General features: G+C 58.0%; 23 protein-coding genes. 11 read left to right on the forward strand and 12 right to left on the reverse strand.

All coding sequences use genetic code 11. The features are described from left to right. The first annotated feature begins 20 nt into the window (after positions 1–20). From B0E33_RS27680 to B0E33_RS27700, 5 genes are all read left to right on the forward strand, one after another. Positions 21–629, forward strand: coding sequence for a pyridoxamine 5'-phosphate oxidase family protein (locus B0E33_RS27680; protein WP_022999389.1), 609 nt, complete (start codon positions 21–23; stop codon positions 627–629). 225 nt (positions 630–854) lie between these two features. Continuing rightward, the gene (locus B0E33_RS27685; protein ID WP_077293742.1) at positions 855–2,897 is read left to right on the forward strand and encodes a M3 family metallopeptidase; all 2,043 of its coding nucleotides are present in this window, start codon (positions 855–857) and stop codon (positions 2,895–2,897) included. Positions 2,898–2,961: 64 nt separating this feature from the next. Further along, positions 2,962–3,357, forward strand: a complete 396-nt coding sequence (locus tag B0E33_RS27690; RefSeq protein WP_228148042.1) for a DUF423 domain-containing protein — start codon at positions 2,962–2,964, stop codon at positions 3,355–3,357. Between the two features lie 57 nt (positions 3,358–3,414). Then, positions 3,415–4,845 carry a cytochrome P450 gene (locus tag B0E33_RS27695; RefSeq protein ID WP_077292995.1) on the forward strand — a complete coding sequence of 477 codons (1,431 nt, stop codon included), beginning with the start codon at positions 3,415–3,417 and terminating at the stop codon, positions 4,843–4,845. Then, positions 4,842–5,915, forward strand: coding sequence for a lysophospholipid acyltransferase family protein (locus B0E33_RS27700; RefSeq protein ID WP_077292996.1), 1,074 nt, complete (start codon positions 4,842–4,844; stop codon positions 5,913–5,915). Before B0E33_RS27695 ends, B0E33_RS27700 begins: the two co-directional genes overlap by 4 nt. Position 5,916: 1 nt before the next feature. On the opposite strand, the gene fghA is transcribed toward B0E33_RS27700, so the two are convergent. Then, on the reverse strand, positions 5,917–6,744 hold the full coding sequence (gene fghA / locus B0E33_RS27705; protein WP_077292997.1) for an S-formylglutathione hydrolase: 828 nt from the start codon (positions 6,742–6,744) through the stop codon (positions 5,917–5,919). A 151-nt stretch (positions 6,745–6,895) separates the two neighbouring features. Beyond that, positions 6,896–8,008 carry an S-(hydroxymethyl)glutathione dehydrogenase/class III alcohol dehydrogenase gene (locus B0E33_RS27710; RefSeq protein ID WP_022999395.1) on the reverse strand — a complete coding sequence of 371 codons (1,113 nt, stop codon included), beginning with the start codon at positions 8,006–8,008 and terminating at the stop codon, positions 6,896–6,898. 392 nt (positions 8,009–8,400) lie between these two features. Between B0E33_RS27710 and B0E33_RS27715 the strand changes: the two genes are divergently transcribed. From B0E33_RS27715 to B0E33_RS27740, 6 genes are all read left to right on the forward strand, one after another. After that, positions 8,401–9,654, forward strand: a complete 1,254-nt coding sequence (locus B0E33_RS27715) for a sarcosine oxidase subunit beta family protein (RefSeq protein ID WP_077293746.1) — start codon at positions 8,401–8,403, stop codon at positions 9,652–9,654. A gap of 14 nt (positions 9,655–9,668) precedes the next feature. After that, positions 9,669–9,974, forward strand: a complete 306-nt coding sequence (locus B0E33_RS27720) for a sarcosine oxidase subunit delta (RefSeq protein ID WP_077292998.1) — start codon at positions 9,669–9,671, stop codon at positions 9,972–9,974. After that, on the forward strand, positions 9,971–12,973 hold the full coding sequence (locus tag B0E33_RS27725) for a sarcosine oxidase subunit alpha family protein (protein WP_077292999.1): 3,003 nt from the start codon (positions 9,971–9,973) through the stop codon (positions 12,971–12,973). The genes B0E33_RS27720 and B0E33_RS27725 overlap by 4 nt, the downstream gene beginning before the upstream one ends. Next, positions 12,966–13,541 (forward strand): sarcosine oxidase subunit gamma, encoded by a 576-nt coding sequence (locus B0E33_RS27730; protein WP_077293000.1) that lies wholly within the window; start codon positions 12,966–12,968, stop codon positions 13,539–13,541. Before B0E33_RS27725 ends, B0E33_RS27730 begins: the two co-directional genes overlap by 8 nt. A 79-nt stretch (positions 13,542–13,620) precedes the next feature. Next, positions 13,621–14,982: an HD-GYP domain-containing protein gene (locus B0E33_RS27735; protein WP_077293001.1), complete on the forward strand. Its 1,362-nt coding sequence runs from the start codon at positions 13,621–13,623 to the stop codon at positions 14,980–14,982. A 72-nt stretch (positions 14,983–15,054) separates the two neighbouring features. Next, a complete protein-coding gene (locus B0E33_RS27740) occupies positions 15,055–15,771 on the forward strand; it encodes an endonuclease/exonuclease/phosphatase family protein (RefSeq protein ID WP_077293002.1) in 717 nt (238 codons plus the stop codon). Between the two features lie 12 nt (positions 15,772–15,783). Here B0E33_RS27740 and B0E33_RS27745 read toward each other — a convergent pair whose 3' ends face one another. The 10 genes from B0E33_RS27745 to B0E33_RS27790 form a co-directional block, all read right to left on the reverse strand. After that, the gene (locus B0E33_RS27745; protein WP_055653956.1) at positions 15,784–17,274 is read right to left on the reverse strand and encodes an inorganic phosphate transporter; all 1,491 of its coding nucleotides are present in this window, start codon (positions 17,272–17,274) and stop codon (positions 15,784–15,786) included. A gap of 120 nt (positions 17,275–17,394) precedes the next feature. Continuing rightward, complete coding sequence (locus B0E33_RS27750) at positions 17,395–17,880, reverse strand: NUDIX hydrolase (RefSeq protein WP_022999403.1); 486 nt, start codon at positions 17,878–17,880, stop codon at positions 17,395–17,397. Positions 17,881–18,001: 121 nt separating this feature from the next. Beyond that, positions 18,002–19,510: an inorganic phosphate transporter gene (locus B0E33_RS27755; RefSeq protein ID WP_062488905.1), complete on the reverse strand. Its 1,509-nt coding sequence runs from the start codon at positions 19,508–19,510 to the stop codon at positions 18,002–18,004. A gap of 32 nt (positions 19,511–19,542) precedes the next feature. After that, positions 19,543–20,028, reverse strand: coding sequence for an NUDIX hydrolase (locus tag B0E33_RS27760; protein WP_022999405.1), 486 nt, complete (start codon positions 20,026–20,028; stop codon positions 19,543–19,545). 113 nt (positions 20,029–20,141) lie between these two features. Next, a complete protein-coding gene (locus tag B0E33_RS27765; RefSeq protein WP_208997725.1) occupies positions 20,142–20,942 on the reverse strand; it encodes a nitrilase-related carbon-nitrogen hydrolase in 801 nt (266 codons plus the stop codon). Positions 20,943–21,149: 207 nt separating this feature from the next. Then, entirely contained in the window at positions 21,150–21,341 is a 192-nt protein-coding gene (locus B0E33_RS27770) for a hypothetical protein (protein WP_077293004.1), read from the reverse strand. An 85-nt stretch (positions 21,342–21,426) separates the two neighbouring features. Then, positions 21,427–23,244 carry a single-stranded-DNA-specific exonuclease RecJ gene (gene recJ, locus B0E33_RS27775; RefSeq protein WP_077293005.1) on the reverse strand — a complete coding sequence of 606 codons (1,818 nt, stop codon included), beginning with the start codon at positions 23,242–23,244 and terminating at the stop codon, positions 21,427–21,429. 10 nt (positions 23,245–23,254) lie between these two features. After that, on the reverse strand, positions 23,255–24,250 hold the full coding sequence (glpX, locus tag B0E33_RS27780) for a class II fructose-bisphosphatase (protein WP_022999409.1): 996 nt from the start codon (positions 24,248–24,250) through the stop codon (positions 23,255–23,257). A 51-nt stretch (positions 24,251–24,301) separates the two neighbouring features. Continuing rightward, positions 24,302–25,624 (reverse strand): homoserine dehydrogenase, encoded by a 1,323-nt coding sequence (locus B0E33_RS27785; protein WP_077293007.1) that lies wholly within the window; start codon positions 25,622–25,624, stop codon positions 24,302–24,304. 22 nt (positions 25,625–25,646) lie between these two features. Continuing rightward, a complete protein-coding gene (locus tag B0E33_RS27790) occupies positions 25,647–26,864 on the reverse strand; it encodes an LL-diaminopimelate aminotransferase (RefSeq protein WP_022999411.1) in 1,218 nt (405 codons plus the stop codon). Positions 26,865–26,940 lie beyond the last annotated feature (76 nt).

Here is a 26,940-nt window from a genome sequence, read left to right on the forward strand (position 1 = left end):
ACCCGCCCGGAATCATTTCAATGAGCATCCTCACTTCCCTTGAGGACCTTCACGCACACTACGGTACTGCCGGAGAAGCGTCCTTGATCAAGGAAATCGATCATCTGAGCCCTGCGTATCGCAGGATTGTCGAGGCTTCCAACTTCTGCACACTTGCAACCTGTGGACCAGAAGGGCTCGACTGCTCTCCGCGCGGCGACGACGGCATGGTTGTCAGGATACAGGATGACCAGACGCTGCTGATGCCCGACCGGCGGGGCAACAACAGGATCGACTCGCTGCGCAATATTGTTCGCGACCCGCGTGTCTCGCTCATGTTCATGATTCCCGGCTGGAACAACGTTCTGAGGATCAACGGCAAGGCAGTACTTTCCGTCGAGCAGGACCTTATTGCCAGCTTCGAGAAAGAAGGCCATTTGCCTCGTTCGGTGATCGTGGTCACGATCGGCTCGGTCTACTTCCAGTGTGCACGCGCCATCATGCGTGCCGGCCTCTGGGAAACCGAGAACAGGACCGGCAAGGGCGACTTGCCGTCACCAGGTGAAATCATGAAGGAAATCAAGGCAAGTTTCGATGGTGAAACCTATGACCGCGAATGGCCGGAGCGTGCCAAGACTTCGATGTGGTAAGCGGTCTCCAAGGGATGCCAATGACATCGAACGACCGATACAAGACATCATGAGGCAAGCGATTGCCGTTGCCTTCCTTACCCACCAAACAGTAACACCGGTTGCCATATCGCGTTCTGCGGCCTGACCGGCTTCAAGGCGCTATTTAGCCGCAGAGTGCTTGGAACCGATCCCAATCTGCGCCATATGTCGCTGACATCCTTCAAGATACCTTCCGAGGCACAAATGACCGTCAATCCGCTTCTTTCCGACTGGACCACGCCGTTCGACCTGCCTCCCTTCGAAACGATCTCTCCCGAGCATTTCGAGGAAGCATTCGACGCCGCCATGGCGGAAGCCAAGGCGGACACTGACAGGATCGCCGATCATGAGGTGGCGCCGACTTTTGAAAACACGATTGTTGCCCTGGAGACGTCAGGAAAGACGCTCACCAAGGTTGCAAGGACGTTTTTCAACCTGACCGGTGCCCATACCAATGAGGCCCTGCAAAAGATCGAGCGCGACGTTGCACCGAAGCTTGCCAAACATTCCTCGGAAATGCTGCTGAATTCCAAGCTATACGGCCGGATTGCTGCATTGTGGGAACAAAGGGATTCGCTTGAACTCAATTCCGAAGACGCACGCGTGCTCGAGCGGTATCAGAAAATGTTCCAGCGGGCCGGTGCAGGCCTTGACGATGCCGGCAAGGCGCGGATGGCTGACATTTCGCAAAGACTTGCCACCCTCGGCACCAGCTTTTCCCAGAACGTACTCAAGGATGAGTCGGATTATCAGCTTGTTCTGGAAACCGAGGAAGACCGTGCCGGCCTGCCTGACTTCCTGCTGACGTCGGCTGCCGAAGCTGCAAACGAACGAGGGCTTGACGGAAAGCACGTCATCACGCTTTCCCGTTCCTCAATCGAACCTTTCCTTCAATTTTCCACGAACCGGCGTTTGCGTGAAGAAGCCTTCAAGGCATGGTCCGCCCGTGGAGAAAACGGCGGCCAGACCGACAACCGGGCAATCATCAGCGAAACCCTCAAACTGCGGGACGAGAAAGCCCGGATGCTCGGTTTCAAGAACTTTGCGGAGTTCAAGCTCGACGACACGATGGCCAAGACGCCTGACAACGTCAGAGGCCTGCTTGTGAAGGTCTGGGAACCGGCGGTCGCTCAGGCGCGGGAAGAAGAAGCCAAGCTGGCGGATATGGCGCGCAATGCCGGCGAAAACCATTCTATCGAGGCATGGGACTGGCGCTTTTATTCCGAAAAAGTCCGCAAGGCCGAACACGATCTGGATGAAACGGAGCTGAAGCCTTACCTGCAGCTTGAAAACATCATCCAGGCTGCCTTTGACACGGCAACACGTCTCTTCGGGCTTACTTTCAAAGAACTCAAGGGCATGCCAGTCTACCATCCGGATGTCCGGGTGTTTGAAGTACTCGGCAAGGATGGCAATCACGTCGGTCTCTTTCTGGGAGACTATTTCGCACGGTCGTCAAAAAGATCCGGTGCCTGGATGAGTGCATTCCGGTCGCAACACAGGCTGGAAGGCGACGTAACGCCGATCATCGTCAATGTGATGAATTTCTCCAAAGGTGCCAAGGGTGAAGCCACACTGCTGACGTTCGATGATGCCCGGACCCTGTTCCACGAGTTTGGCCATGGCCTGCACGGTCTTCTTTCGAATGTGACCTACCCCATGATCTCGGGCACCAGCGTCTCGCGTGACTTCGTCGAGTTGCCCTCTCAGCTGTATGAGCACTGGTTGTCTCAACCCGAAGTGCTTTCAAAATACGCCGTTCACTACAAGACCGGCGAACCGATGCCCGAGGCACTTCTCGACAAGCTGCTTGCTGCCGCCAATTTCAATCAGGGATTTGCGACGGTAGAGTATACGGCTTCCGCACTGATCGATCTCGAACTCCATCAATTGGAAGATCCGGCAGAACTAGATGTTGCAGCCTTCGAAAATGAAGAACTCGGCAAGATCGGCATGCCGCAAGCCATCACGATGCGTCACCGTATCCCGCATTTCCAGCATGTCTTTTCGGGCGACGGCTACGCGGCTGGATATTACAGCTACATGTGGTCGGAAGTGATGGATGCGGACGCGTTTGAGGCATTTGAAGAGAAGGGCAACGTATTTGATCCGGAAACGGCTGGAAAACTGTTGACCTACATCTATTCAGCCGGTGGCCGGCAGGACCCGGAAGCCGCGTATCTCGCATTCCGGGGGCGTGCGCCACGGATCGATGCTCTTCTTGAAAAGCGCGGCTTTGCTGCCTGATCCGACCCCTTCTCCAGGCCTGCCGGCTTGCGCCGGCGGGTCAAACGTTTCCAGGACAAACCGGATGACCCACATGCAGCCTCAGGCGACCCCGACCGCTCCTCTTCTCAGAACGGGCATGGCCATGGCCAGTGTCTCAGGTGCAGCCGGCGTCGTAAGTCTGGCATTGTCCGCGCACGCCAGCGCGTCAAGCCTGATAGAAACCGCTGCACACATGCTTTTGTTTCACGCGCCTGTGTTCCTGGGCATCGGCCTTCTCGCCCAATTGCGGAGAGTGCCGCTCCTTCCCGTCGTTTTGATATTCCTTGCCGCAGGACTGTCCCTGTTCTGTGGTGACCTGTTGATGCGGGCTTTTCTGGAAAGGCGCCTGTTTGCGATGTCGGCGCCAATCGGAGGCATGATGGTGATCCTCGGATGGCTGATGCTCGCGCTCTGTGCTTTACGTGTTCGGCCCAAGTGACTAAAAGCCATCTGACAGGTTATTCCGGTAAAACCAGAACCAATTCGGATTTTTTTAGTGACTGTTTCCGCACAAATTTCAGGCGACACCCAAAAGGCCGAACCGACAGCCACCAAGGCTGAAGACTTCGTGCCGCCCTACCCGTTCCGCTATGAAAAGATGCCGCCGGTCTGGAGCCTGATCGGCATGGCCAAGCGCAATTTTCTATCTATTTGGGGCGTTGATGATTTTCAAAGCCGCCTCAGAAGCAAAAAGATCTTCACTCGTGAACTGGTGATCTGCAACCGGCCAGACGTGGTTCGTGAAGCATTCCAGACCAATCACGAGGTCTTGCAGCGCAAAAGCCCGCAAATGCGTCATGCCTTGCAGCCTCTTCTCGGCGACGGTCTTTTTATCAGTGATACCGAAACCTGGGCGAAACGCCGCAAGGTGGTAGCACCGATCATCCACGGCTCGCGCGTCAAAGGATTCGCGCCGATCATGATCGAAACCATCGAGGAACAGCGAGCCGACTGGGCATCGCAGGGCGAAGGCGCTGAGGTCGATGCGCTCGCCGATATGGCACACCTGACAGCAGAGATCATTTGCCGGACCATTTTTGGACGCCAGCTGGGCAAGGATCATGCTGCCGAAGTCGTTCAGGGTTTTTCGGATTATCAGCGCCATATCGACCAGGTCGACATCCTCTCCCTCTTCGGACTGCCCGAATGGCTGCCACGTTTTCGTGGCCGTGCGATCAAGAAACCTGTCGAGCGCATCATGACGGTGCTCGACAAGATCATCGCCAACTACGAAGCGCAGAAGGAAAAAGGCGAAGCATCCGTCATTGGCGGTTTGCTGGAAGCGAGAGACGAGAACGGCGAACCACTGAGCCGTGAGGCAATCATCAGCGAAGCTGCCGTGATTTTCATGGCCGGCCATGAAACAACTGCCAACACACTGGCCTGGGCCTGGTTCCTGCTGTCCCAATGCGACAAGAGTAGGGCAAAATTGCAGGCCGAACTCGACACGGTCCTCGCCGACCGGTCACCAACATTCCAGGACGTTCCCAACCTGCCCTACACCAAGGCTGTCATCGAGGAAACCTTGCGGCTGTATCCGCCGGTCCCGATCCTTGCGCGAGAGGCAATGGCCGACACAAGCATCGGCGGCAAGTCAGTGCCAAAAGGTTCGCTGGTCATGGTGGTGCCATGGCTTATGCATCGCAATCCGGTGCTATGGTCGAAACCGGACGTTTTTGATCCCGGCCGTTTTCTCAATCCGAAATCGAAAAAACCCAATAAATACGGGTATGTCCCCTTCAGCATCGGCCCGCGCATTTGCGCCGGACTGCAATTCGGCATGACAGAAGCAATTCTCAGCCTGGCCATTCTCGCCCAGGATTTCGAACTCAAGCTGAAAGACGGCACGGACGTCCAGCCGGTAGCGCGGTTGACCTTGCGCCCTGGTGAAAACCTGCCAATGACGCTGCACCCGCGCCATTCATGACCAAACAGACGCGGCTGGAAGATATTCCCTTCGCTGAAACTCTTGCAGAAGAGCCCGCCGCTCCTCGTCTACGGGACCTCTTTTCTCAACAGGAGGCAGAGCGGGAGGCAGCTCGGCTTCACTGGTTCGTTCATGTCAAGGACGGTGTCCTGAACACCCTTTTTCATCATTCGCTGAAGCTGTGCCCACCAGCATTCGCATCGGCTTTCGGCAATTTGCTCGTGCCGGTAATGCGCTGGTCATATCGAGACAAACTGTTTCCGCAGCGCATCAGCCGTAATTTTGAAACGCTGACCGTCAACCGCTGGAACACCGACACGGGCCGGAAAGCGGGACTGAAACGATGGTGGCACAACATCGGCCGAACGATGTCCGAGTTCTGCATCGTCAACAAGTTATGGAAAAGTGCTCGTATTGAAGTTGAAGGGCTGGAACATCTGAAAGCGGCGCAGGCCAAAGGCGCACCAGTGATCTTCACATCCATGCATCTTGGCACCTGGGAAGCACTTTTCGTGGCGATACACGAGGGGCTCGCCGGACCGAGCATCGGTCCATTTCAACCTGAACCCAACCGGTTCAAGAACCGCATTGTTCATGCGATCCGCAAGGAGCGAAACCAGTATCTTTTCCCACCGGGTCAAAGAAGCGCGTATCGGCTGCACCGGTTGATGAACAACGGGCAGTATTCCATGACCATTTTCGTGGACGAAGTTCGCGACAAGCAGGTCCATCTGCCCAGTTTCGGTCGACCATTACCGAAAAAAGGAAATGCGACCGTCGCGGTAAAGATCGCCAATTCCTGCGGCGGCACAATTATCCCGACATATCTTGTGCGACTGGGACCGGCCCGTTTCAGGATGGTCCTTCTGCCACCTCTGCAAAGACCTGAAGAAACCACCGGCTATGATCTACAGGAAACAATCCGGGCCATGAACGATGTGTTCGAACCGATCGTTCTCGAACACATCGAAGAATGGTACATGTTAGGCGAATTGAGATTGCCCAGAAAATTCGCCCAAAGCGCCTACGCGAAAGCCTTGAGCGAAAAGAACCAAGTCCGAAAGTGGTAGATTAACCCTTCAGTCGCTCGGCATGCCAGGCGACGTGGTCGCGCGCGAACGTTGACACGAAATAATAGGAATGGTCGTAGCCTGCCTGCAAGCGGTAGGTGTGAGCCGTCTTCGTTTCGGTCAATGCATCGATGAGTGCAGCGGGTTTGAGCAGTTCGTAGAATTGATCGCCTGCACCCTGATCAATCAGAACATCACCGGCCCAGCCCTTTTCCTTGACCAGAACCGTCGCGTCATGCGCTGTCCAGAGTGTCTCATCAGCTCCGAGATAGGCCCCAAGCTGTTTGCGGCCCCAGTCGGAAGCCGTGGGGTTTGCGATCGGCGCAAAGGCTGACAATGACTGATAATGCCCGGGATATTTCATTGCCAGCGTCAACGCGCCGTGCCCGCCCATGGAATGCCCGGTGATCCCGTGATGCACGGAAACTGGGAAGTTCTCGGTCACCAGATCGCGCAATTCGCTGGCAATGTAGGTCTCCATCTGGAAATGCGGCGCCCATGGAGTCTCTGTCGCGTTGACGTAGAAGCCCGCCCCCTGCCCCAGATCATAAGCCTCATCATTGGCAACGCCCTCGCCACGCGGGCTGGTGTCCGGAAAGACGACGGCAATACCAAACTCGGCGGCATGGGCCTGCAGCCCGGCTTTGGTCATGGCGTTTTCATGGGTGCACGTCAGACCCGACAAATACCAAAGACATGGCACGGGGCCGTCCTTGGCCTGCGGCGGAATGTAGACCGCAAAAGTCATTTCACAACCACAGGCTTCCGACATGTGGCTATAGACACCTTGGGTGCCGCCAAAGGACTTGTTTTCGGAAAGGGTTTTCATTGTCAGTCAATTCCAATCTCTGAATAGCCGCCTATCCAAAAGGACTTCTCCGGCCTTGCCTTGCCAGACCGGAGAGACGCAGCATGCGCGTCCCCGCTTTCGCAGGGACGACGCCTTGGCAAAATGTCGGCGGGGTACGCCTGACGTTCGATCAGTAAACCACCACCGAGCGGATCGATTCACCGGAGTGCATCAGATCGAACCCCTTGTTGATGTCTTCGAGAGGCATCGTGTGGGTGATCATCGGATCGATCTCGATCTTGCCGTCCATGTACCAGTCAACGATCTTCGGAACGTCCGTGCGGCCACGCGCGCCACCAAATGCGGTGCCTTTCCAGACGCGGCCGGTCACAAGCTGGAACGGACGAGTCGAGATCTCAGCACCAGCCGGAGCAACACCGATGATGATGCTCTCGCCCCAGCCCTTGTGGGCTGATTCAAGCGCCGTACGCATGACATTCACGTTGCCGGTCGCATCGAACGTATAGTCGGCCCCACCTTTGGTGAGGTTCACAAGATACGGAACAAGGTCGCCGTCTACTTCACTCGGATTGACGAAATCGGTCATGCCGAAACGCTCCGCCATCTCTTTCTTTTCCGGGTTCAGGTCAACGCCGACAATCTGGTCGGCACCGGCAAGACGCAGACCCTGGAGAACGTTCAGACCGATGCCGCCGAGGCCGAAGACAATCGCACGCGAACCGATTTCCACCTTTGCGGTGTTGATCACCGCACCGATGCCGGTCGTAACACCACAGCCGATGTAGCAGACCTTGTCGAATGGCGCGTCCGGACGGATCTTCGCCAGAGCGATTTCCGGTACGACCGTGTAGTTGGAGAAGGTCGATGTGCCCATGTAGTGCAGGATCGGGTCACCATCGAGGGTCGAGAATCGGGACGAGCCGTCCGGCATCAGGCCCTGCCCCTGTGTCGCGCGGATCGACTGGCAGAGGTTTGTTTTCGGATTGAGGCAATATTCGCAGGTCCGGCATTCCGGCGTGTAGAGCGGAATGACATGGTCGCCCGGCTTCAGGGTAGTCACACCCGGGCCAACCTCGACAACGACACCTGCCCCTTCGTGACCCAGAATCGCGGGAAACAGACCTTCCGGATCCGCACCCGACAGGGTGAATTCATCGGTATGGCAGATGCCGGTTGCCTTGATTTCCACCAGCACTTCAAAAGCGCGCGGGCCTTCAAGCCTTACAGTGGTGACTTCAAGCGGTTTTCCGGCCCCAACGGCCACAGCGGCGCGAACTTCCATGAAGGATCTCCTGATGTGTGTTTCCCGGGGAGAGTTAACGTCCATATCTGCAAATGCAAGAACCGATGCGGCATCCGCTGTCGGGATTGCGCTATTCGATGAAATCTACCCCGCCCGACACCTTGCAGGAAGCGCTGAAATCCATTGTTTCTCCGAGGGTTTGGTTAGTCTGGCACAATTCATCGCAGGCCGTAAGACACCCATGTCGCATTCAGACAAGCATGCGACTGAAACCTTATACGCAACCTCGACCCCAATCGCGAATATGCCTCCCAATGGACGAGACTCCGGCCGTGTCGCTAAAGTCGTCGTTCAATTGCGTATTGACCCTGACGGCCGGCCGAGCGGATTTATCCGATTTGCTTGCCGGCAACGTGCGGAGCCGCTGCTTCATGAAGCGATATTCCTTTCTGGAACTGGCGAAAAACGCCTTTTCCGCGCACCAGAACTGGGGCCGCCAGTGGCGCGCTCCGGAACCCAAGGCCGAATATGACGTCGTGATTGTCGGCGCCGGCGGGCACGGTCTGGCAACTGCCTATTACCTTGCCAAGGAACACGGCATCCGCAACGTCGCGGTCATCGAAAAAGGTTGGCTCGGCGGTGGCAACACCGGTCGCAATACGACCATCGTGCGCTCCAACTATCTGTGGGAGGAAAGCGCCGGGCTCTACAATCACGCAATGGGCTTGTGGCAGAACCTGTCCCAGGAACTGAACTACAACGTCATGTATTCTGCACGTGGCGTGATGATGCTCGCGCACACGGTTCACGACGTTCAGGTGGCACAACGCCACATTCACGCCAACCGTCTGGCAGGCGTTCAGAATGAGTGGCTGACGCCGGAAGAGGCAAAGGAATATTGCCCGCCTCTGAACATTTCAAAGAACATCCGTTATCCGGTCATGGGCGCAGCCTTGCAGCGCGTCGGCGGCACCGCCCGTCACGATGCGGTCGCCTGGGGCTATGCCCGCGGTGCTGATGCCCTGGGTGTCGACATTATCCAGAACTGCGCCGTCACCGGCATCCGCCGCGGCCAGAATGGGGCCATCGAGGGTGTGGAAACGGTCAAAGGTTTCATCAAGGCCAAGAAGGTCGGTGTCGTCGCAGCCGGTCACACGTCTGTCGTCATGGACATGGCCGGCGTCCGGCTGCCGCTGGAATCCTTCCCCCTGCAGGCACTGGTCTCCGAACCCGTGAAACCCGCCTTCCCGTGCGTGGTCATGTCAAATACGATCCATGCCTACATTTCGCAGTCCGACAAGGGCGAGCTTGTGATCGGTGCGGGCACTGACCAGTTCGTGTCCTATTCGCAGGCTGGCGGCATTCACATCACCAACCACACAATCGACGCGATCTGCGAACTATTCCCGCATTTCCGGCGCATGCGCATGCTTCGCAACTGGGGTGGCATCGTCGACACGACGCCTGACCGTTCGCCCATCCTGTCGAAAACCCCGGTTCAGGGGCTCTACGTCAACTGTGGCTGGGGCACAGGCGGCTTCAAGGCGACACCCGGATCCGGCCATGTCTTCGCGCATACGATTGCCAAGGATGAGCCGCATCCGATCAACGCACCTTTCACCATCGACCGGTTCCGGACCGGCCGCCTCATCGACGAAGCCGCTGCAGCGGCCGTGGCCCACTAGGGGAGATCACAAGAATGCTGCTGATTTATTGCCCCTACTGCCAGGTCGAGCGTGCAGAAACGGAATTTGCCTGCCGCGGTGAAGCCCATATCGCGCGACCGGCCGATCCGAGCCAGGCCACGGACGAGGACTGGGTGGAGTTTTTGTACATGCGCGACAATACCAAGGGTGTAGCCGCCGAGCGCTGGCGCCATATTCACGGCTGCGGACGGTTCTTCAACGCTGTCCGCGATACCGTCAGCGACAAGTTCCTGAAAATCTACAAGACCGGCGAACCGAAACCGGATCTTGAAGCGATTGCCAAGGAGGCCGGCAAATGAGCCAGCCATTCCGTACTGAAAAAGGCGGCCGGATCGACCGCGCCGAGCAACTCACCTTCACCTTTGACGGCGAGGAAATGCAAGGCCACAAGGGCGATACCCTTGCCTCTGCGCTGCTTGCCAATGGTGTTCACCTGGTCGGTCGTTCGTTCAAGTATCACCGTCCGCGCGGCATTCTGACTGCCGGTTCGGAAGAACCGAACGCGCTGGTCGGGGTTTACCGCAACGGCGATCAGACGCCGAACCTGCGCGCTACACAGGTTGAGCTTTATCAGGGCCTTGAAGCCGTTTCACAGAACCGTTTTCCCTCGCTCGGGTTTGACATCGGCGCCGTGAACGATCTGCTTTCGCCGCTGTTTCCGGCCGGGTTCTACTACAAGACCTTCATGTGGCCGCATGCCTTCTGGGACAAGGTCTACGAGCCGATCATCCGTTCTGCGGCCGGTCTCGGCAAACCGCCGAAAAACCCGGATCACGACTTCTACGGCAACATCTACGCCCACTGCGACGTTCTTGTCGTCGGCTCCGGACCAACCGGACTTGCAGCGGCTCTGGCTGCGGCAGAGACCGGTGCCAAGGTGATGCTGGTCGACGAGCAGGCTGAATTCGGCGGTTCGCTGCTTTCTGAAGTCAGCGCAAGCATCGACGGAAAGGATCCTGCGGAGTTCGTTTCGGAAACCATCGCCAAGCTTGCCGCGATGGACAATGTCACACTCCTGCCGCGCACAACGGCCTTCGGTTATTTTGCGCATAACTTCATTTCGCTGGCAGAGCGCATCACCGAACATTTGCCCAACCCGGATCCCAAACTGCCGCGTGAACGACTGTGGCAGGTGCGCGCCAAGGAAGTGGTGATTGCAGCCGGTGCGATAGAACGTCCGATGGTGTTTCCGGAGAATGACCGACCGGGCATTCTGCTTGCGGAAGCTGGAAGAACCTACCTCAACCGCTATGGCGTCAAAGTCGGCCACAAGGTTTTGGTGGCGACGGCCTGCGACAGTGCGTGGCAAGCGGCATTCGACCTTGCGGACCATGGTGTCGACGTTGCCGCCATCGTGGACATGCGCGAAACGCCGCCTGAAAGCCTGGTTGCAATCGCTGAAGCCAGGGGCATTCGTGTCGAGGCAGGATGCGTTGTAACAGGAACTCTCGGTCGCAAGCGTGTCAAAGGCGCCTTGCTCGGCCGGATGATGACATCGGGACAGGTTGCCTCCGGTGGCCAGATTGCGTGCGACGCGCTTTTGATGTCCGGCGGCTGGACTCCGACCGTCAGCTTGTATTCCCAGTCCCGCGGCAAGGTCGTCTGGGACGCGGACAAGGGGGCCTATGTTCCCGGTATTTCCGTTCAGAAGGAACGTTCGGCAGGCGGCTCCAAAGGCCTTTACGGCCTGCAGGCAACGCTTCACGACGGCTATGCGGCCGGTGAAGAAGCAGCCAGGGCCGCAACCGGCAAGTCCGCCAAGGTGACCTATGTCACGGCAACAGGTGGAGAAGCCGGAACAGGCGGTATCCTCGGCGCCCTGCCCCACGATCGGAACGCTTCACGGGTCAAGGCATTCGTCGATTATCAGAACGACGTTACCGCCAAGGACGTCAAGCTGGCCGTGCGCGAAGGCATGCAGTCCATCGAGCATATCAAGCGCTACACCACCACCGGCATGGCCACCGACCAGGGTCGTCTTTCGAACATGAACGCCCTGGAGATCGCGTCAGGGGCCTTGCAGAAGCCGGTAACGGATGTCGGGCTCACCACATTCCGCCAGCCCTACACTCCAACGACATTCGGTCTCTTTGCCGGTGTATCGCGTGGCGACTTCTTCGACCCGGTTCGCAAGACACCTTCCCATGACTGGGTGGTGGAGAACGGCGGCGTCTATGAGGACGTTGGCCAGTGGAAGCGCACTTGGTACTTCCCGAAGAACGGTGAAGACATGCATGCGGCGGTTGCTCGCGAATGCAAAACCGTCCGCGAAAGTGTCGGGCTGTTCGATGCCTCCACGCTCGGCAAGATCGAAATTGTCGGACCGGATGCGGCCGAATTCCTGGAGCGGATGTACACCAACCCGTGGAAGAAGCTGGCGCCCGGCCGCTGCCGCTATGGCCTGCTGCTCAATGACGCCGGTTTCATCACCGACGATGGTGTTATCGGACGCCTTGCGGAAGACCGTTTCCATGTAACCACCACGACCGGCGGCGCGCCGAGTGTGTTTGCGACCATGGAAGACTACCTGCAAACAGAATGGCCGGATCTCGATGTCTGGATCACGTCGACCACCGAACAGTTTGCGGTCGCCGCGGTTCAGGGGCCGAAGGCTCGGGAGGTAATTGCGCCCTTTATCGAAGGTGTCGATCTCTCCGCCGATGCCTTCCCGCACATGAGCGTCAAGGAAGCGACCTTCTGCGGCGTTCCCTGCCGGCTTTTCCGGATTTCCTTCACCGGTGAACTCGGCTTCGAAATCAACGTTCCCCGCCGTCATGGCAAGATGATGTGGGAAACGCTCGCCAAGGAAATCGAGAAGCACAACGGCACCGTATACGGAACGGAATCCATGCACGTTCTGCGCGCCGAGAAGGGTTACATCATTGTCGGTCAGGACACGGACGGTACGGTTACCCCGCAGGATGCCGGCATGAGCTGGGCGATCGGCAAGAACAAGTTCGACTTCGTCGGCAAGCGTGGCCTGGCCCGTACTGACCTTGTTGCAGAAGGTCGGAAGCAATTCGTGGGCCTTCTGACGAAGGACCCGAAAGTGAAGCTGGAAGAAGGTGCCCAGATCACGACAGCCGAGAACCCCGCCACCGGCACGCCTGCGGAAGGTCATGTCACCTCGTCCTACTACAGTCCGGCGCTCGACCGTACGATTGCCCTCGCGATCGTGAAGAACGGGCACGCACTGGAAGGCAAAACGCTCTATGTGCCGATGCCGACCGGAAGCATTCCGGTCGAGGTCACGAGCACGGTGTTCTATGACAAGGAAGGAGCACGGATCAATGTCTGAACTTCTGGCAAACGATCTGATCACGCCGGACGCAGGTGAAACACCGCTTCTGAGCCTACCGTCGGTCTCCATCCTGAAAGCTGCGCCCATGACGCGACTTTCCCTGCGTTGCCGTGAAGCTGCGCAAAAGGAAGCAGGCTCGGCATTTGGCGCCTCACTGCCGCTTTCTCCCTTGTCGAACTCCACTTCCGCCAAGCGGGCAGCGCTCTGGATGGGGCCGGACGAGTGGACATTGCTTGCACCTGAAGAAGACCTCAGGGCGGTGTTCGACGGCATCGAGGAAAAACTCTCAACGCATCCCCACGCCCTGGTTGATATCTCCGACCGTTCGGAAGCGATCATCGTCAGTGGCGACAAGGCTGCCTGGTTGCTCAACACCGGGGTCTTCATCGATTTCTCGCTTGAGGTCTTTCCGGTCGGCACAGTGACAAGGACCCTGTTTCACAAGTCTCCGGTGATGATCTGGCGGACAGGTGCGGACACATTTGTGGTGGAAGCCTGGGTTTCCTTCATGGACTACGTGGCAGGTCTGCTTGTCCAATCGGCTACAGAGCTGGAAGCAGCCTGACCGGGGTCGGTGAAAACACCTGATTTTAACGAAACTTTGCGAGCCTCGCGGAACACATCGTTGCGCGAGGCTCGCTCTTATGTCCGAACAGGTTTCCAGAAAACTCCGGCTGGCGGAGCTGCTCGGCGCACTCAGTCACGCTTTGGACATCACGGAAGGCCAGCCGCGTGGTCACTGCGTTCGCTGTTGCTGGATCGGCATTCATATCGGACGGCAAGTCGGGCTGACTGAAGCGCAACTCAGCGATCTCTATTACACGCTGCTTTTGAAGGACCTTGGCTGTTCAAGCAATGCAGCGAGGATCTGCGAGCTTTATCTCACCGACGACCTGACCTTCAAACACGACTTCAAGACGATCAGCGACAGTCTGCCTGCGGCCCTGCGTTTCGTGCTTTCCCACACCGGGTTGAAGCACGGCTTTGCAGAACGTGTGCGCGCCATCGTCAATATTCTTCAAAATGGCGGCGACATTGCCAACGAGATGATCGAAACACGCTGCACACGCGGCGGCGACATTGCCCGCCAGATGCATTTCTCGGAAACTGTCGTATCCGGAATTTACAGTCTGGATGAACATTGGGACGGCAAAGGACGGCCTCACGGCATCGTGGGCTCCACCATCCCGGTATTTTCCCAGATCGCCTTGCTGGCACAGGTCATGGATGTCTTTCAGATCAATGCAGGCGTACAGGGGGCCTTGCAGGAATTGAAGGAACGGGCTGGCAGCTGGTTCGACCCCGCCTTAGTGGCTGCAGCAGAAACCGTCGCAAGTAGTCCCCAGTTCTGGAACACCTTGAAGTCGGACAACCTCGACAAGATCGTCTACGGCCTCGAGCCAGCGCAGAACATTCGTTTTGCAGATGAGGAGCAGCTCGACGACATAGCCCACGGCTTTGCGTTGGTGATCGATTCCAAAAGTCCCTACACCGCCGGACACAGCGAGCGGGTAACGCTTTACACCGACATGATCGCAGAAGAGTTGGGTTACGGAATGCGTGACCGGCAGCTGCTGAGACGGGCGGCTCTCCTGCACGACATCGGCAAACTCGGCGTCAGCAACTCTGTCCTCGACAAACCCGGAAAGCTCGACGACCTGGAGTGGGAACAAATCCGCATGCATCCCGTTTACTCCGACGAGATCCTCTCCAGGATCGATACGTTCAAGGACCTGTCGCCGATCGCGAGGGGGCATCATGAAAAACTGGACGGCCGCGGATATCCGGACGGGCTGACCACAAGCAGGATTTCGATGGAAACGCGCATCGTCACGACGGCGGATATTTTCGACGCATTGACCGCAGAACGGCCTTATCGTGGACCGATGCCGTTGCCCAAGGCACTCGGCATCATGGAAAGCGAAGCCGGCACAGCCCTGGATGCAAAATGCCTTGCTGCGCTCAAACGGGCGACGGAGCGCATGGAGCAGACCAAGGCTGCCTAAATTGGTCGCAAAGGCGACCAAATCAACCTATTCCCCTTGCAACTTTTAACGTGAGGCCTTCACTCTGCGCCCATGCTGAAAATCGGTTCTTACAACATACAAAAATCAATAGGCGTCGATGCGCGCAGGCGGCCTGACCGGACGCTCAAGGTAATCCAAGAACTGGACTGCGACATCCTGGCCTTGCAGGAAGCAGACAAGCGCTTCGGACCACGGGAAAGCACCCTCGACAGAGACACGATTCTTCAGGAAACGGATTACCGCCCCGTCCCGTTCGCGACGGGCGACAAGAGCCTGGGCTGGCACGGCAACGCTATTCTTGTTCGAAACTCCATCGGCATTCTCGACCATCGCCGACTAGATCTGCCGACGCTGGAACCACGTGGTGCGGTTGCTGTCGACCTTGAAGTTGCCGGTGAAAAAATCCGTGTGGCAGCCATGCACCTGAGCCTGATCGGTCACTTTCGAAAAAAGCAGATAACCTCGCTGATGCATCAGCTGCACGAGCATCTGGATTATCTGCCGACAGTGCTGATCGGAGACCTGAACGAATGGCGAGACACGGCAGGCAGCATCAAGCTGTTTGAAGAACGCTATGAGGTGACGACGCCGGGACGGAGCTTTCCCAGTCCCCTTCCCGTCGGCAGCCTGGACCGGATCATAACCAGCCCGGAATTCATCGTCAGGCAGGCTGGCGTCCATAAATCGAAGACAGCACGCGTTGCTTCGGACCATTTGCCGGTCTGGGCCAACCTCACCCTGGAGCCAGCCGGACATCTACCCGGTTAGAGATCGCCTTTATCAGGCAATCAGCTTGACCATGACGAAGTAAAGCCCGGCGGACAGGACGGCAGCAGCCGGAACGGTGACGACCCAGGCGGCGACGATGGTCATGAAATGCGCCCGGCGTACCAAGTGACGGCGTGCCTGCTCCTCGCGATTGCGGACAGGTCGCACCACGTTGCCATTGCCTTGTTTCTGGTTCACGAAATCCAGGCGGCGCTTTGAACGTTCCGTATACCACTCCCGGAAGAACCCAACACCGAAGACAGCTCCCACGGCGATGTGCGTGGAACTCACGGGCAATCCGAAACCCGAGGCAACAATCACTGTGATGGCAGCTGACAGCGAAACGCAGTAGGCCCGCATCGGGTTGAGCTTAGTAATCTGTTGGCCGACCATTTCGATCAGGCGCGGGCCGAACAACAAAAGACCGAATGAAATGCCGAAGGCACCGACTGCCATGACCCAGAGCGGAATGCTCACCTTGGCTGCGACGTCTCCGAGTTCCGCCGTGTGAACGATGGCGGCAAGTGGTCCCACAGCATTTGCAACGTCGTTGGCTCCGTGGGCGAAGGACAGAAGAGCCGCCGAACAGACAAGCGGCACGGAAAACAGGATGCGGAGAGACTGGTTGCGATTTTCCAGCCCTTCAGACTGACGCCTGATCAGCGGTCGCACGATTGCCCAGACCGCAAGCCCGACAACAACCCCAAGCAACAATGACATCGGCATATCGATATGCACGATCTTCTTCAGGCCCTTGAGTGCCAGATAGCTGGCAAAGGTTCCCGACATGACACCGATCAGAACCGGAACCCATTTGCGGGCAGCGGCGATTTTGTCGTCCTGATAGATGATGAAAGTCTTGATGAAGGCCAGGAAACCTGCAGCAACCAGACCGCCGAGAAAAGGCGAAATGACCCAGCTTGCTGCGATACCGCCCATTGTCGCCCAATTGACCGCGCTGAAGCCTGCCGCCGCAATGCCAGCTCCCATGACGCCGCCAACGATGGAATGCGTTGTCGAAACCGGCGCACCGATCCAGGTGGCAAGGTTGATCCAGAGGGCGGAGGACACCAGAGCCGCCATCATCGCTGCCATGAAGACATTGGCATCGGCTACCGAAGCGGGATCAATGATGCCCTTGGAGATGGTGCTGACGACATCCCCACCTGCGATCAGGGCCCCTGCACTTTCAAAGACGGCGGCAATGATCAGCGCCGTCAGCAGAGTCATGGCCCGTGAACCGACGGCGGGGCCAACATTGTTGGCAACATCGTTGGCACCGATATTGAGTGCCATATAGGCGCCGATGGCTGCCGCAGCGACGATGATGACCGTTCCCGGTGCTCCCGACATGGAGGCACCGGCGCCAAGGGCGCACAAGACGATAAAGACCAGCGCGATACCCGGTGCAATCAAGCCACGTCCAAGAGACCCGGCGGCCTCTTCCATGTAGCTCAGCTTGTCGAGATCCTTGTCGAGGGTCGGCTTTTTCAAATTCGGCATGGGCGTTCCAGTCGGGAAGTCCTTTGAAGGCAAGTCTTGCAAGCCAAGCGTCATCTGGCGCCTGCCTTAAACAATCGTCCGAAAAGGTCAACCAAAACGGCCCTCATTGGCCAAAATTTCTTAGTTGGGTAAATTTTCCAGTTTGCGAAGCACCTTCACGAGGCCCGGATCGCCGGCAAGCCGCATGGCTTCCTGTATCGGAAGCCACCGGACATCTCGCTCGTCCTTGTCGGGAAAACTGCTTGTCGTGCTTTCCACGTCGACAAGGAACACAAGAACTTCCGTCCTGAGCTGTAAGCCGCCTTCGCCGCCTTTGTGCGACTGAAAGCTGGCAAAGGGTTTCTTCTGCGCATTTCCGATAACGCCTGCCTCTTCGAAAGCCTCTACCGCTGCGGTGTGGTGTGCTTTCAACGACATGATCGGCCAGCCTTTGGGAAGAATCCAGCGATGCGTGGATTTGGTCGTCACCAGCAGAACTTCCCGCTCCCCGTCGCGCAAACGATGGCACAACGCTGCGATCTGCAATCTCGAAGGGCGCCGGAACAACAGAAGCAGGTTCTGAAACCAGGAAGTCCGGGTGTCGATTGCTGAATAAAGCTGCGCCATGGTGCCCTTTCCGAAATACTGGTGACACTCGGAAGATAAGGCCGGAACTCAGGCTTGTCCAGAAAATGCGCACTGTGTGCTGCTTGTTATCCGTCGAACTTATTAGGTTCGATCGGAGTTCTCATGAGAGGACAAGCTTGAGCACCGTAAAAAGGCCGGCGGCCAGCAAGGCAGAGGCGGGAACAGTGACAACCCATGCTGCGATGATGGTGATCAGGCTGGATCGACGCACCAGGAGGCGTCTGCGACGCTCTTCCCTGTTTTTCATCATCTTGCGCGGTTTCATGACCCCGCCTTCCGCAACATACTTGTTGCGATACCATTCCCGGTAAAAACCCACGCCGAACAGCGCACCAACCGCGATATGGGTGGACGATACCGGCAGCCCCGCACCAGAAGCCGTCAGCACGGTCGCGGCGGTTGCCAAGGTGATGCAAAAGGCACGTACGGGGCTAAGTTTGGTGATCTTCTTGCCGACAACAGTGACAAGCCGTCTGCCGAACAGCAAAAGGCCGGCGGAAATCCCGCATGCGCCGACTGCGCTCACCCAGATCGGCACTTCGGGATTGAGCGCCCCCAGATACCAAAATACGAGATCCGGAAAATCATTCGATTGGCTGAGAACGATGGCTGCCAGCGGCCCGATGGCGTTTGCAACGTCGTTGGCACCATGGGCAAATGAAAGCAAACCTGCCGCGACCATAAGCGGTACTGCAAACAGGTTGCGCAAGGCGCGCGCACTGTTTTCCAGCGTAAGCGTTTGGGCGTGGATTACCCGGCAATAGATCCGCCAGACAACGAAGCCGACGGTGAGCGACAGCACGATGGCGAGCCATTCAGGAACAGAGATGAGCCGGTCGGACGTTTTCAGCAGAATGTAGCCGGTGAAGGTCGCCCCCATGAGGCCCAGCAGTATCGGCAACCAATATCTGGCAGCTTTCAGCCGGTCCGGCGTATAGACGACCCTTGAATTGATAAAGGCCATGATCCCGGCCCCGACAAGACCGCCGAGCACTGGAGACAGAACCCAGGAAGCAGCAATTGTCGAAATGGTTGTCCAGTTGATGGCTGCAAAGCCGCTTGCCGCGATCCCGGCGCCGACAACACCGCCTATGATCGAATGGGTGGTCGAAACAGGTGCGCCGATCACAGTCGCGAAATTGATCCACAAAGCTGAGGCAGCCATGGCCGTCAGCATTGCCAGCATGAATTCCGAACTGTTTCGGACATCGCTGGGGCTCAAGATATCGCCAGAAACGGTCGAGACGACATCCGCTCCGGCAAGCAATGCGCCCGCGCTTTCGCAAACGGCCGCAATCAGCAAGGCGCCGGTGAGGCTGACGACGCGCGCGCCCACGGCAGGACCGACATTGTTGGCAACGTCGTTGGCGCCGATATTGAGCGCCATGTAGCCGCCAATTGCACTGGCGGCCACAAGGATGAGCATGTTGGAAAAACCGCTGGAAGACACCTGGAATGCGGCCACGCAGGCGCAGATCACGAGGAACACCAGGGCAAGACCCGGTCCGACAAGACGCCGGCCCATAGCCTCCGCCGCCTCACTGACAAAGCTGATCTTGTCGAGATCCTTGTCCAGAGCCTTCTTTTTCAGGTCCTTGTTGGTGAGCACCCGAACACGCCTCGCTATCCCTCAGGAAATGTCTAACAGATTTGCGATTTGTGCTGCCGCAAAAACCGTCTCAGCGCCGGCTCTTCGGCGGCCTCGATTGCCTTCGAGAAGGGCAGCCAGACCCTTTTGCGTTGCCCGAGTTCAGGAAAGTCTTTCAACTGTTTTTCAAAACGGATCTTGAAGACAATCACCTTGGTACGGATCTTCAATCCGTCCGCAAGGCCCTTGTAGGACCGGAAGCTGCCAATGGCCCGCGGGTCGGCCGTGCCGACAATACCCGCTTCCTCATAGGCTTCGATCAACGCCGTTTCAAATGCAGGCTTGTCCTTTTCAGGCCAGCCTTTCGGCAAGATCAACCGGCCGGTCTCGCGGGTCGAGACCAGGAGAATTTCAGGCTCCGCCTCGCCCGGACGCACGCAAAGAGCCGCGATCTGCAGACGGAGCGGTTTGACAAACAAACCTGCAATACCGTGCAGCCACGATGCATCCCGCGCTGTCAGTGCCTTAGCGAATCCCATCTCCACACCTGTTGTTCTGGAACAGCAGGTGTATAGGGAGTTCCCTTAGGGACGTCTAGAGAAAAGTGCACTCGGTGCGCGCACATTTTTATTACAAATATTACAAGTCCGCTTCAGGCCGCCGAAACGGAAACGTGATCGGCTGTCCAGGCTCCCGGCCAAACTTCCGCTTTGCCGGACTTCAGGTCTCGAAGTTCGCTAAGGGGCACCGAAACGACAAGGAAAGGTTCTTCTCCATTGCTTCCGGAGGTCGCGTCTACCTCTGCGGCAACACCTGTAAAACCGAATTCCTCTTCGCACGGCAGATACAGCGCCGCCCCGGAAACGTTGGTGTCGTTCTGCGTTGTGCCCTTTGATGTGCCGACAAGACCGCAAACGGCGACCGCGCACATGAGCTCAACCGCACGTGCCTTGGCACAGCCGAAGACACGGTGATAGCCGGAGAGTTTTTCCGTCATTGAAGGCACTAGCAGAAGATCGAGATCCAGCTTCGCCAGCAGGCTGCTGAGCGCCGGCATTTCGACATCCAGACAGATCAGGATCGCCATCTTCAATCCGTCGAGCTCGAACGTCTTCAGATCAGCTCCAGGCACCAGATGCCAGATCTCCGGATCCTGCTCAAACGGTGTGAGGCACAATTTGTCCTGACGGATCTCGCGCCCGTCGGCTGTCAGCAGAACGGCTGTGTTGGTGAAACCCGCAGGCGCCTGAACAGGCATCGATCCAGCCAACAGCGACACACCATACCTGGCAGGTAGCGGAGCAAGTATCGCGAGCAAGTCGGTGCCCACGTCCGCCAGGAACGCCATTTCCTGGTCAGGCAGCAGACCTTCGGGTTTGAACGCCAGGCAGCATTCCACAAGATATTCAGGAAGCATCAGGAGCTTTGCGCCCTCTCCCGCGGCGCGCTGCATTCCCTCTTCTATCTGTGCAGCAAAAGCTGCCACCGAAGCTGGAGCGCGGCTCAGGTTAAAGGACCAAAGTGCAATGGGATAATCTGTCATGGTGCCCGACGTCTCGATAACTAAGACGCAAGACTTAAAGGCAGCACGCAGAGCGTTTCAAGCCCTTGTCTGTCTTTCGTTCACCTGAACGTGGCTCGTCCGGTATTTCCAGAAGGTTCAATCGATGAACAGTCCGAGAAATCCTACCAGAACCATCAGAAATCCTGTTCCGACAAAGGCTGCTTTCGGCTCTTGCGGCAGGGCGGTGAGTTTTGCTGAACGTCTGACTTCCCGAATCCCTTTCAGGGCCCGGTCCGTACGCCTGTCTATTTCTTCGAAATAGGGCGAAAGCTCATTCTGAGCACGCATGCCTGATCCTCACGATTCCTTCGTGGGTTCAAACCTTATGCCCGGAGACTTAGCGTTTGGTTAATTCACGTTTACCTGCGCCGCATCAAAGGCGGGTTTTCTGCGGATCCGCGACATCGAGGATGCGCAGTTGCACCTTGGGTGTCCCCTGCCAGGTGTCGATTGACAGCGTACCTGCCACATGCAGCGACTGTCCCCGGCCCTGCAAAAGCATCTGACCGTGCGGTTTGTCGTCCGCCTTGAAGCAGATTGCCTTTAACGCAGTCCCGTCACCAGAAGTGATCGAGGCTCGGACATGTCCCTTACCGACCACATCGGCGAAGGAAATCCGGTGGGCGGGAAAGGCAAACACCGGTTCAGCATGACCGGCACCATAGGGCCCCGCCTTTTCCAGCAACTCCAGAAGATCGAGATTTGCGCCCGTTGCCGTCAGCGCGGCATCAATCTTCAGTTCCCGGTTCGCACTTGCCGCCTCGACGTCGTCCTTCAGCACATCGTTGAAAAACGCTTCCAGGTCGGCGGTCTTCTCCCGCAGAACCGTGAGCCCTGCCGCCATGGCGTGCCCACCACCCTTTTCGAGCAAACCTTCGTCAACCGCTCTGCGAACGGCCTTGCCAAGGTCAACACCGGGGATGGAGCGCCCGGAACCAGTCCCCTTGCCGGTTTCATCAAAGGCGACCGCAAAGGAAGGCCTGCGGTGAGCTTCCTTGAGCCGAGAGGCAATCAGTCCAACAATCCCGGGATGCCAATCGTCGGAACCGGTCAGGAGAACCGCCGGATCACGTGCCTGGATCGCCATTGCGGCTTCTGCGCCGGCCTGTTCCAGCATCACTGCTTCCATGGACTGACGTTCGGTATTGAGCTGGTCCAGCCGCTCGGCGATTGCCCGTGCTTCGTGCGGGTCTTCCGTCGTCAGAAGGCGCGCGCCCAGTGCAGCGTCGCCAATACGTCCTCCCGCGTTGATCCGCGGGCCTATCAAGAAACCCAGATGATAAGGCGCCGGCTTTCCGCTCACGCGCGCAGTGTCCGCAAGCGCAGTCAGCCCGTAATTGCGGCGTTGGTGCATCACCGCAAGGCCACGTGTCACATAGGCCCTGTTCAGGCCCTGCAAGGGAACGACGTCGCACACGGTACCGAGCGCCACCAGATCGAGCAGCGCCATGAGGTCCGGCTCCTGCCTGCCCTGGAAAACCCCGCGGCGTCGCAACTCGCGGTTCAGGCCGACAAGAAACAGGAACGTGACGCCGACAGCTGCCAGATGCCCCTGCCCCGACAGATCATCCTGCCGGTTCGGGTTGACGAGCGCCTCAACCGCCGGAAGCGTTTCGCCAACCTGGTGGTGATCGATGACCACGACGTCGAGATCAAGTTGCCGGGCAGTTTCAAAAGCTTCAAACGACGTGCTGCCGCAGTCGAGCGTCACCAGCAGATTAGCCCCGCCATGGCGTAGATGTTCGATGGCCGGACCGTTCGGTCCGTATCCTTCGATGATTCGATCCGGAATATGGATCACAGGGTCAAGGCCGAGCCACTGCAGGTATTTGGCGAATATCGCCGAGGATGTCGCCCCGTCGACATCATAGTCGCCGAAGATCGCAATCTTTCGACCAGCCTGGACCGCATCCGCGACCCTTGCCACGGCGGCGTCCATATCGACCAGACCGGAAGGATCGGGCATCAGCAGCTTGAGTGACGGTTCCAGGAAGCCGGTTGCCTCGTCCGCCTGAACGCCGCGCGCAGCCATGACACGCGCCAGCACGTCCGGCAGTCCGTGAACCTGCGAAATCGCCATCGCGGTTCGCAGGTCAGCGCCGCTCAGGCGCTCGCGCCAGGCGTTGTCGTTTGCGGAACGGGCGACCCCAAGTACGAGCCGCCTGTCGTCTTCCCCGGATTGTCCCAGCATTCAGCCGCGCTTAGTCCAGATGAAACTTCTCAAGATCCGTGTGCTGGGCCTTGATGTAGCGCACCGTCCCAGTGGAGGACCGCATGACAACGGTGTGCGTGGTGATGTGATGACGGCCGAAGCGGACGCCCTGCAGGAAGTTGCCGTCGGTTACACCCGTTGCGGCAAAAAGCACGTCCGGCCCGGCCATTTCTTCAAGCGTGTACTTCTTCTTGATGTCCTCGATGCCCATGCGATGCGCACGCTCGACCTGCTCGTCGCGCGTGATCACAAGGCGAGACTGCATCTGGCCACCGATACAACGAAGAGCGGCCGCTGCAAGCACACCTTCCGGGGCACCGCCGATACCTGCGTAGATATCGATGCCGGTTTCGTCCGGATCGGTCGTGTGAATAACGCCGGCGACGTCACCATCTCCGATCAGGCGGATTGCAGCACCGGTCGCCCGGATTTCTTCAATCAGGCGGGCGTGGCGCGGACGGTCGAGCACGCAGGCGGTGACTTCACTGACCTTGACGCCTTTTTCCTTGGCAACAGCAGCAATATTTTCGGCAATCGGTGCGTCCAGATCGATCAATCCGGCCTTGTAACCCGGCCCGATGGCAATCTTGTCCATATAGCTGTCCGGAGCGTTCAGAAGATCGCCCGCCGGTGCCAATGCGATAACCGCCAGGGAGTTCGGCAGGTTCTTGGCGCAGATGGTCGTGCCTTCCAGCGGGTCGAGAGCGATGTCGACTTTCGGCCCCTGCTTCGTGCCGACGTTTTCACCGATGTAGAGCATCGGAGCTTCGTCGCGTTCCCCCTCACCGATAACCACGGTACCGTCGATAGGCAGGCGGTTCAGTTCGCGCCGCATTGCGTCCACTGCCGCCTGGTCCGCGGCCATCTCGTCGCCGTGACCGCGCAACCGGGCTGCCGACACAGCCGCTCTTTCACTGACGCGGGCCAGCTCGAGCGTCAGAATACGGTCCAGGCCGCTCGACGGTTGTTTATCAGTATTGGACATCAACATCTCCAGTCTCTCCCTCCGCAGGACGCCTCGGCGGGCACTCACTCGTCAGTTCAGTTTTTCAATGCGGATCATCTGAGGCTGTTCGGAAACTACCCCCTTGGACATGATCACGTCCAATGCCTCTTTGATTGCCACTTCAGTCGTTTCATACGTGATGAGGATGACAGGTTGAGGCAGGTCCGCATCAAATTTCACAGGAACGTCCTTATTTGCATGACGTTTCTGGACAATCGATTCCAGTGAAATGCCGGCATCGCCCATGCATCTGGCGATTTCGGCGAAAGCACCCGGCCGATCGAATACGGACAGGCGGATGTAATATCCGCCTTCATGAAGCCGCATGCGGGCACGTTGATAGCTGTTAAGCTCTGCAGCGGGCATGCCAAGAACAGGCGTTTCGTCGCCCCGGGCAATATCGGCGAGATCGGCCACGACGGATGACGCCGTCGCATTGCCGCCGGCACCCGGTCCGACGAGCACGATTTCACCAACGAAGTCACCGTCGACAGCCACAGCATTCAGGACGCCGTCGATCCGCGCAATCGCAGAGGACTTCGGCACCATGGTCGGATGAACACGTTGCTCGATGCCCGTATCAGTGCGTTGGGCAACGCCCAGCAGCTTGATGCGAAAGCCGAGTTCGTCCGCAGCCTGAATATCGGCGGTCGTAATCGAGGTGATGCCCTCGACGTAGATGTCGTCGCTCGAGATTTCCGTGCCAAAGGCAAGACTGGTGAGGATGGCAAGTTTGTGGGCGGTGTCGTTACCTTCGATGTCGAAGGTCGGATCCGCCTCCGCATAGCCGAGGCGCTGTGCATCCGACAGACAATCCTGAAAGCTGATGCCTTCTGCCTCCATCCGGGTCAGGATGTAATTGCAGGTGCCGTTCAGGATACCGTAGATGCGGCTGATGTCGTTGCTGGCCATGGATTCGCGCAGCGTCTTGACGATTGGAATGCCTCCGGCAACGGCTGCCTCGTAGTTGAGGCAGGCGTCGTTGGCCTCCGCCAGCACTGCCAGCTCAACGCCATGGCGCGCAAGCAGCGCCTTGTTTGCTGTCACGACATGAATGCCACGCGCCAGAGCAGCACGCACGCTTTCCTCAGCGGGGCCGTTGTCGCCGCCGATCAGTTCGACAAAAATATCGACATCTGCCGTCCGGGCCATTTCCACCGGATCGGTGAACCATTCGAATGCCGAGACATCGATGCCCCGATCACGGGTCCGATCACGTGCACTGACCGCTGTCACGGTCACTGCTTGCCCGGTTTTCGTTGCAATCTGTCCGCCGTGTTTTGAAAGGAGCTGCACCACGGCCGCCCCCACGGTGCCAAGGCCAGCGATGCCTACCTTCAATGCGTCTGCCATACGGAAATGAGTCCAGTTCTTATCAACCTTTGGTCCCGAGCGGGATGACGTTGTGCAGCTTTTGATCCGCAGTTTCAAGGAAGCGGCGGATATTTCTGGCTGCCTGACGCAGTCTTTGTTCGTTTTCCACCAGTCCGATGCGGACGTATTCGTCTCCGTGTTCACCGAAACCGATACCTGGTGCGACGGCCACTTCCGCCTTTTCCAGTAGCAGCTTGGAGTATTCCAGACTGCCGAGCGCCCGGAACTTTTCAGGGATCGGTGCCCAGCAGAACATGCTGGCTTCCGGTGCCGGAATATCCCAGCCAGCCCTGCCGAAACTGTCGACCACCACATCGCGGCGCTTCTTGTAGATTTCGCGGGTTTCACGGATGCAGTCATCCGATCCGTTCAGGGCCGCGGTTGCTGCAACCTGAATGGGTGTGAAGGCGCCGTAATCGAGATAGGATTTCACTCGCGACAACGCAGCAATCAGCCGCTCGTTGCCGACAGCAAAGCCCATGCGCCACCCCGGCATGGAGAAGGTCTTCGAAAGTGACGTGAATTCGACGGTGACATCCATGGCACCAGGCACCTGCAGAACAGACGGCGGCGGTGTCGCACCGAAATAGATTTCGGAGTAAGCCAGGTCAGACAGGATGAAGATGTTGTGCTTGCGAGCGAATGCGACCACATCCTTGTAGAAGTCTAGATCCGCGCAATAGGACGTCGGGTTTGCCGGGTAGCAAAGAATGATCGCAATCGGCTTCGGCACGGAATGGATCACCGCGCGCTCAAGCGCATCGAAGAACGCCGGACCCGGTTCCGCCGGAATGTTGCGGATCGAGGCGCCAGCCATCAAGAAGCCGAAGGTGTGAATCGGATAGCTGGGATTGGGGCTCAGAATCACATCCCCGGGTGCGGAGATTGCCTGCGCCATGTTGGCGAAGCCTTCCTTGGAGCCGAGTGTCGCGATCACCTGGGTGTCGGGATCCAGTTTGACGCCAAACCGGCGACCGTAATAAGCCGCTTGTGCCTTGCGCAGGCCTCCGATGCCCTTGGATGCGGAATAACGGTGCGTGCGTGGGTCCTGCACGACTTCGGTCAGCTTGTCGACAATGTGCTTCGGCGTCGGCAGGTCAGGGTTGCCCATGCCAAGATCGATAATGTCCGCCCCCGCCGCGCGCGCCTTCGCCTTCAAACGGTTCACCTGTTCGAATACATACGGCGGCAGCCGCTTGATCTTATGGAATTCCTCCATGACGCGAATCCTTGCGAGTTGACAGTATCATCTGCGCTCCCTTGCCGGGCGCGGCGACGGCGCAGCGGGGCTCTTT

The sequence above is a fragment of the Roseibium algicola genome (assembly GCF_001999245.1).
Classification (GTDB): Bacteria; Pseudomonadota; Alphaproteobacteria; order Rhizobiales; family Stappiaceae; genus Roseibium; species Roseibium algicola.

What these genes read in the sequence shown, in the direction of transcription:
- B0E33_RS27680 (WP_022999389.1), top strand. Translation starts at nt 21, where the DNA reads ATGAGCATCCTCACTTCCCTTGAGGACCTTCACGCACACTACGGTACT.
- B0E33_RS27685 (WP_077293742.1), top strand. Translation starts at nt 855, where the DNA reads ATGACCGTCAATCCGCTTCTTTCCGACTGGACCACGCCGTTCGACCTG.
- B0E33_RS27690 (WP_228148042.1), top strand. Translation starts at nt 2,962, where the DNA reads ATGACCCACATGCAGCCTCAGGCGACCCCGACCGCTCCTCTTCTCAGA.
- B0E33_RS27700 (WP_077292996.1), top strand. Translation starts at nt 4,842, where the DNA reads ATGACCAAACAGACGCGGCTGGAAGATATTCCCTTCGCTGAAACTCTT.
- fghA (WP_077292997.1), bottom strand. Translation starts at nt 6,744, where the DNA reads ATGAAAACCCTTTCCGAAAACAAGTCCTTTGGCGGCACCCAAGGTGTC.
- B0E33_RS27710 (WP_022999395.1), bottom strand. Translation starts at nt 8,008, where the DNA reads ATGGAAGTTCGCGCCGCTGTGGCCGTTGGGGCCGGAAAACCGCTTGAA.
- B0E33_RS27715 (WP_077293746.1), top strand. Translation starts at nt 8,401, where the DNA reads ATGAAGCGATATTCCTTTCTGGAACTGGCGAAAAACGCCTTTTCCGCG.
- B0E33_RS27720 (WP_077292998.1), top strand. Translation starts at nt 9,669, where the DNA reads ATGCTGCTGATTTATTGCCCCTACTGCCAGGTCGAGCGTGCAGAAACG.
- B0E33_RS27725 (WP_077292999.1), top strand. Translation starts at nt 9,971, where the DNA reads ATGAGCCAGCCATTCCGTACTGAAAAAGGCGGCCGGATCGACCGCGCC.
- B0E33_RS27730 (WP_077293000.1), top strand. Translation starts at nt 12,966, where the DNA reads ATGTCTGAACTTCTGGCAAACGATCTGATCACGCCGGACGCAGGTGAA.
- B0E33_RS27735 (WP_077293001.1), top strand. Translation starts at nt 13,621, where the DNA reads ATGTCCGAACAGGTTTCCAGAAAACTCCGGCTGGCGGAGCTGCTCGGC.
- B0E33_RS27740 (WP_077293002.1), top strand. Translation starts at nt 15,055, where the DNA reads ATGCTGAAAATCGGTTCTTACAACATACAAAAATCAATAGGCGTCGAT.
- B0E33_RS27745 (WP_055653956.1), bottom strand. Translation starts at nt 17,274, where the DNA reads ATGCCGAATTTGAAAAAGCCGACCCTCGACAAGGATCTCGACAAGCTG.
- B0E33_RS27750 (WP_022999403.1), bottom strand. Translation starts at nt 17,880, where the DNA reads ATGGCGCAGCTTTATTCAGCAATCGACACCCGGACTTCCTGGTTTCAG.
- B0E33_RS27760 (WP_022999405.1), bottom strand. Translation starts at nt 20,028, where the DNA reads ATGGGATTCGCTAAGGCACTGACAGCGCGGGATGCATCGTGGCTGCAC.
- B0E33_RS27765 (WP_208997725.1), bottom strand. Translation starts at nt 20,942, where the DNA reads ATGCAGCGCGCCGCGGGAGAGGGCGCAAAGCTCCTGATGCTTCCTGAA.
- B0E33_RS27770 (WP_077293004.1), bottom strand. Translation starts at nt 21,341, where the DNA reads ATGCGTGCTCAGAATGAGCTTTCGCCCTATTTCGAAGAAATAGACAGG.
- recJ (WP_077293005.1), bottom strand. Translation starts at nt 23,244, where the DNA reads ATGCTGGGACAATCCGGGGAAGACGACAGGCGGCTCGTACTTGGGGTC.
- glpX (WP_022999409.1), bottom strand. Translation starts at nt 24,250, where the DNA reads ATGTCCAATACTGATAAACAACCGTCGAGCGGCCTGGACCGTATTCTG.
- B0E33_RS27785 (WP_077293007.1), bottom strand. Translation starts at nt 25,624, where the DNA reads ATGGCAGACGCATTGAAGGTAGGCATCGCTGGCCTTGGCACCGTGGGG.
- B0E33_RS27790 (WP_022999411.1), bottom strand. Translation starts at nt 26,864, where the DNA reads ATGGAGGAATTCCATAAGATCAAGCGGCTGCCGCCGTATGTATTCGAA.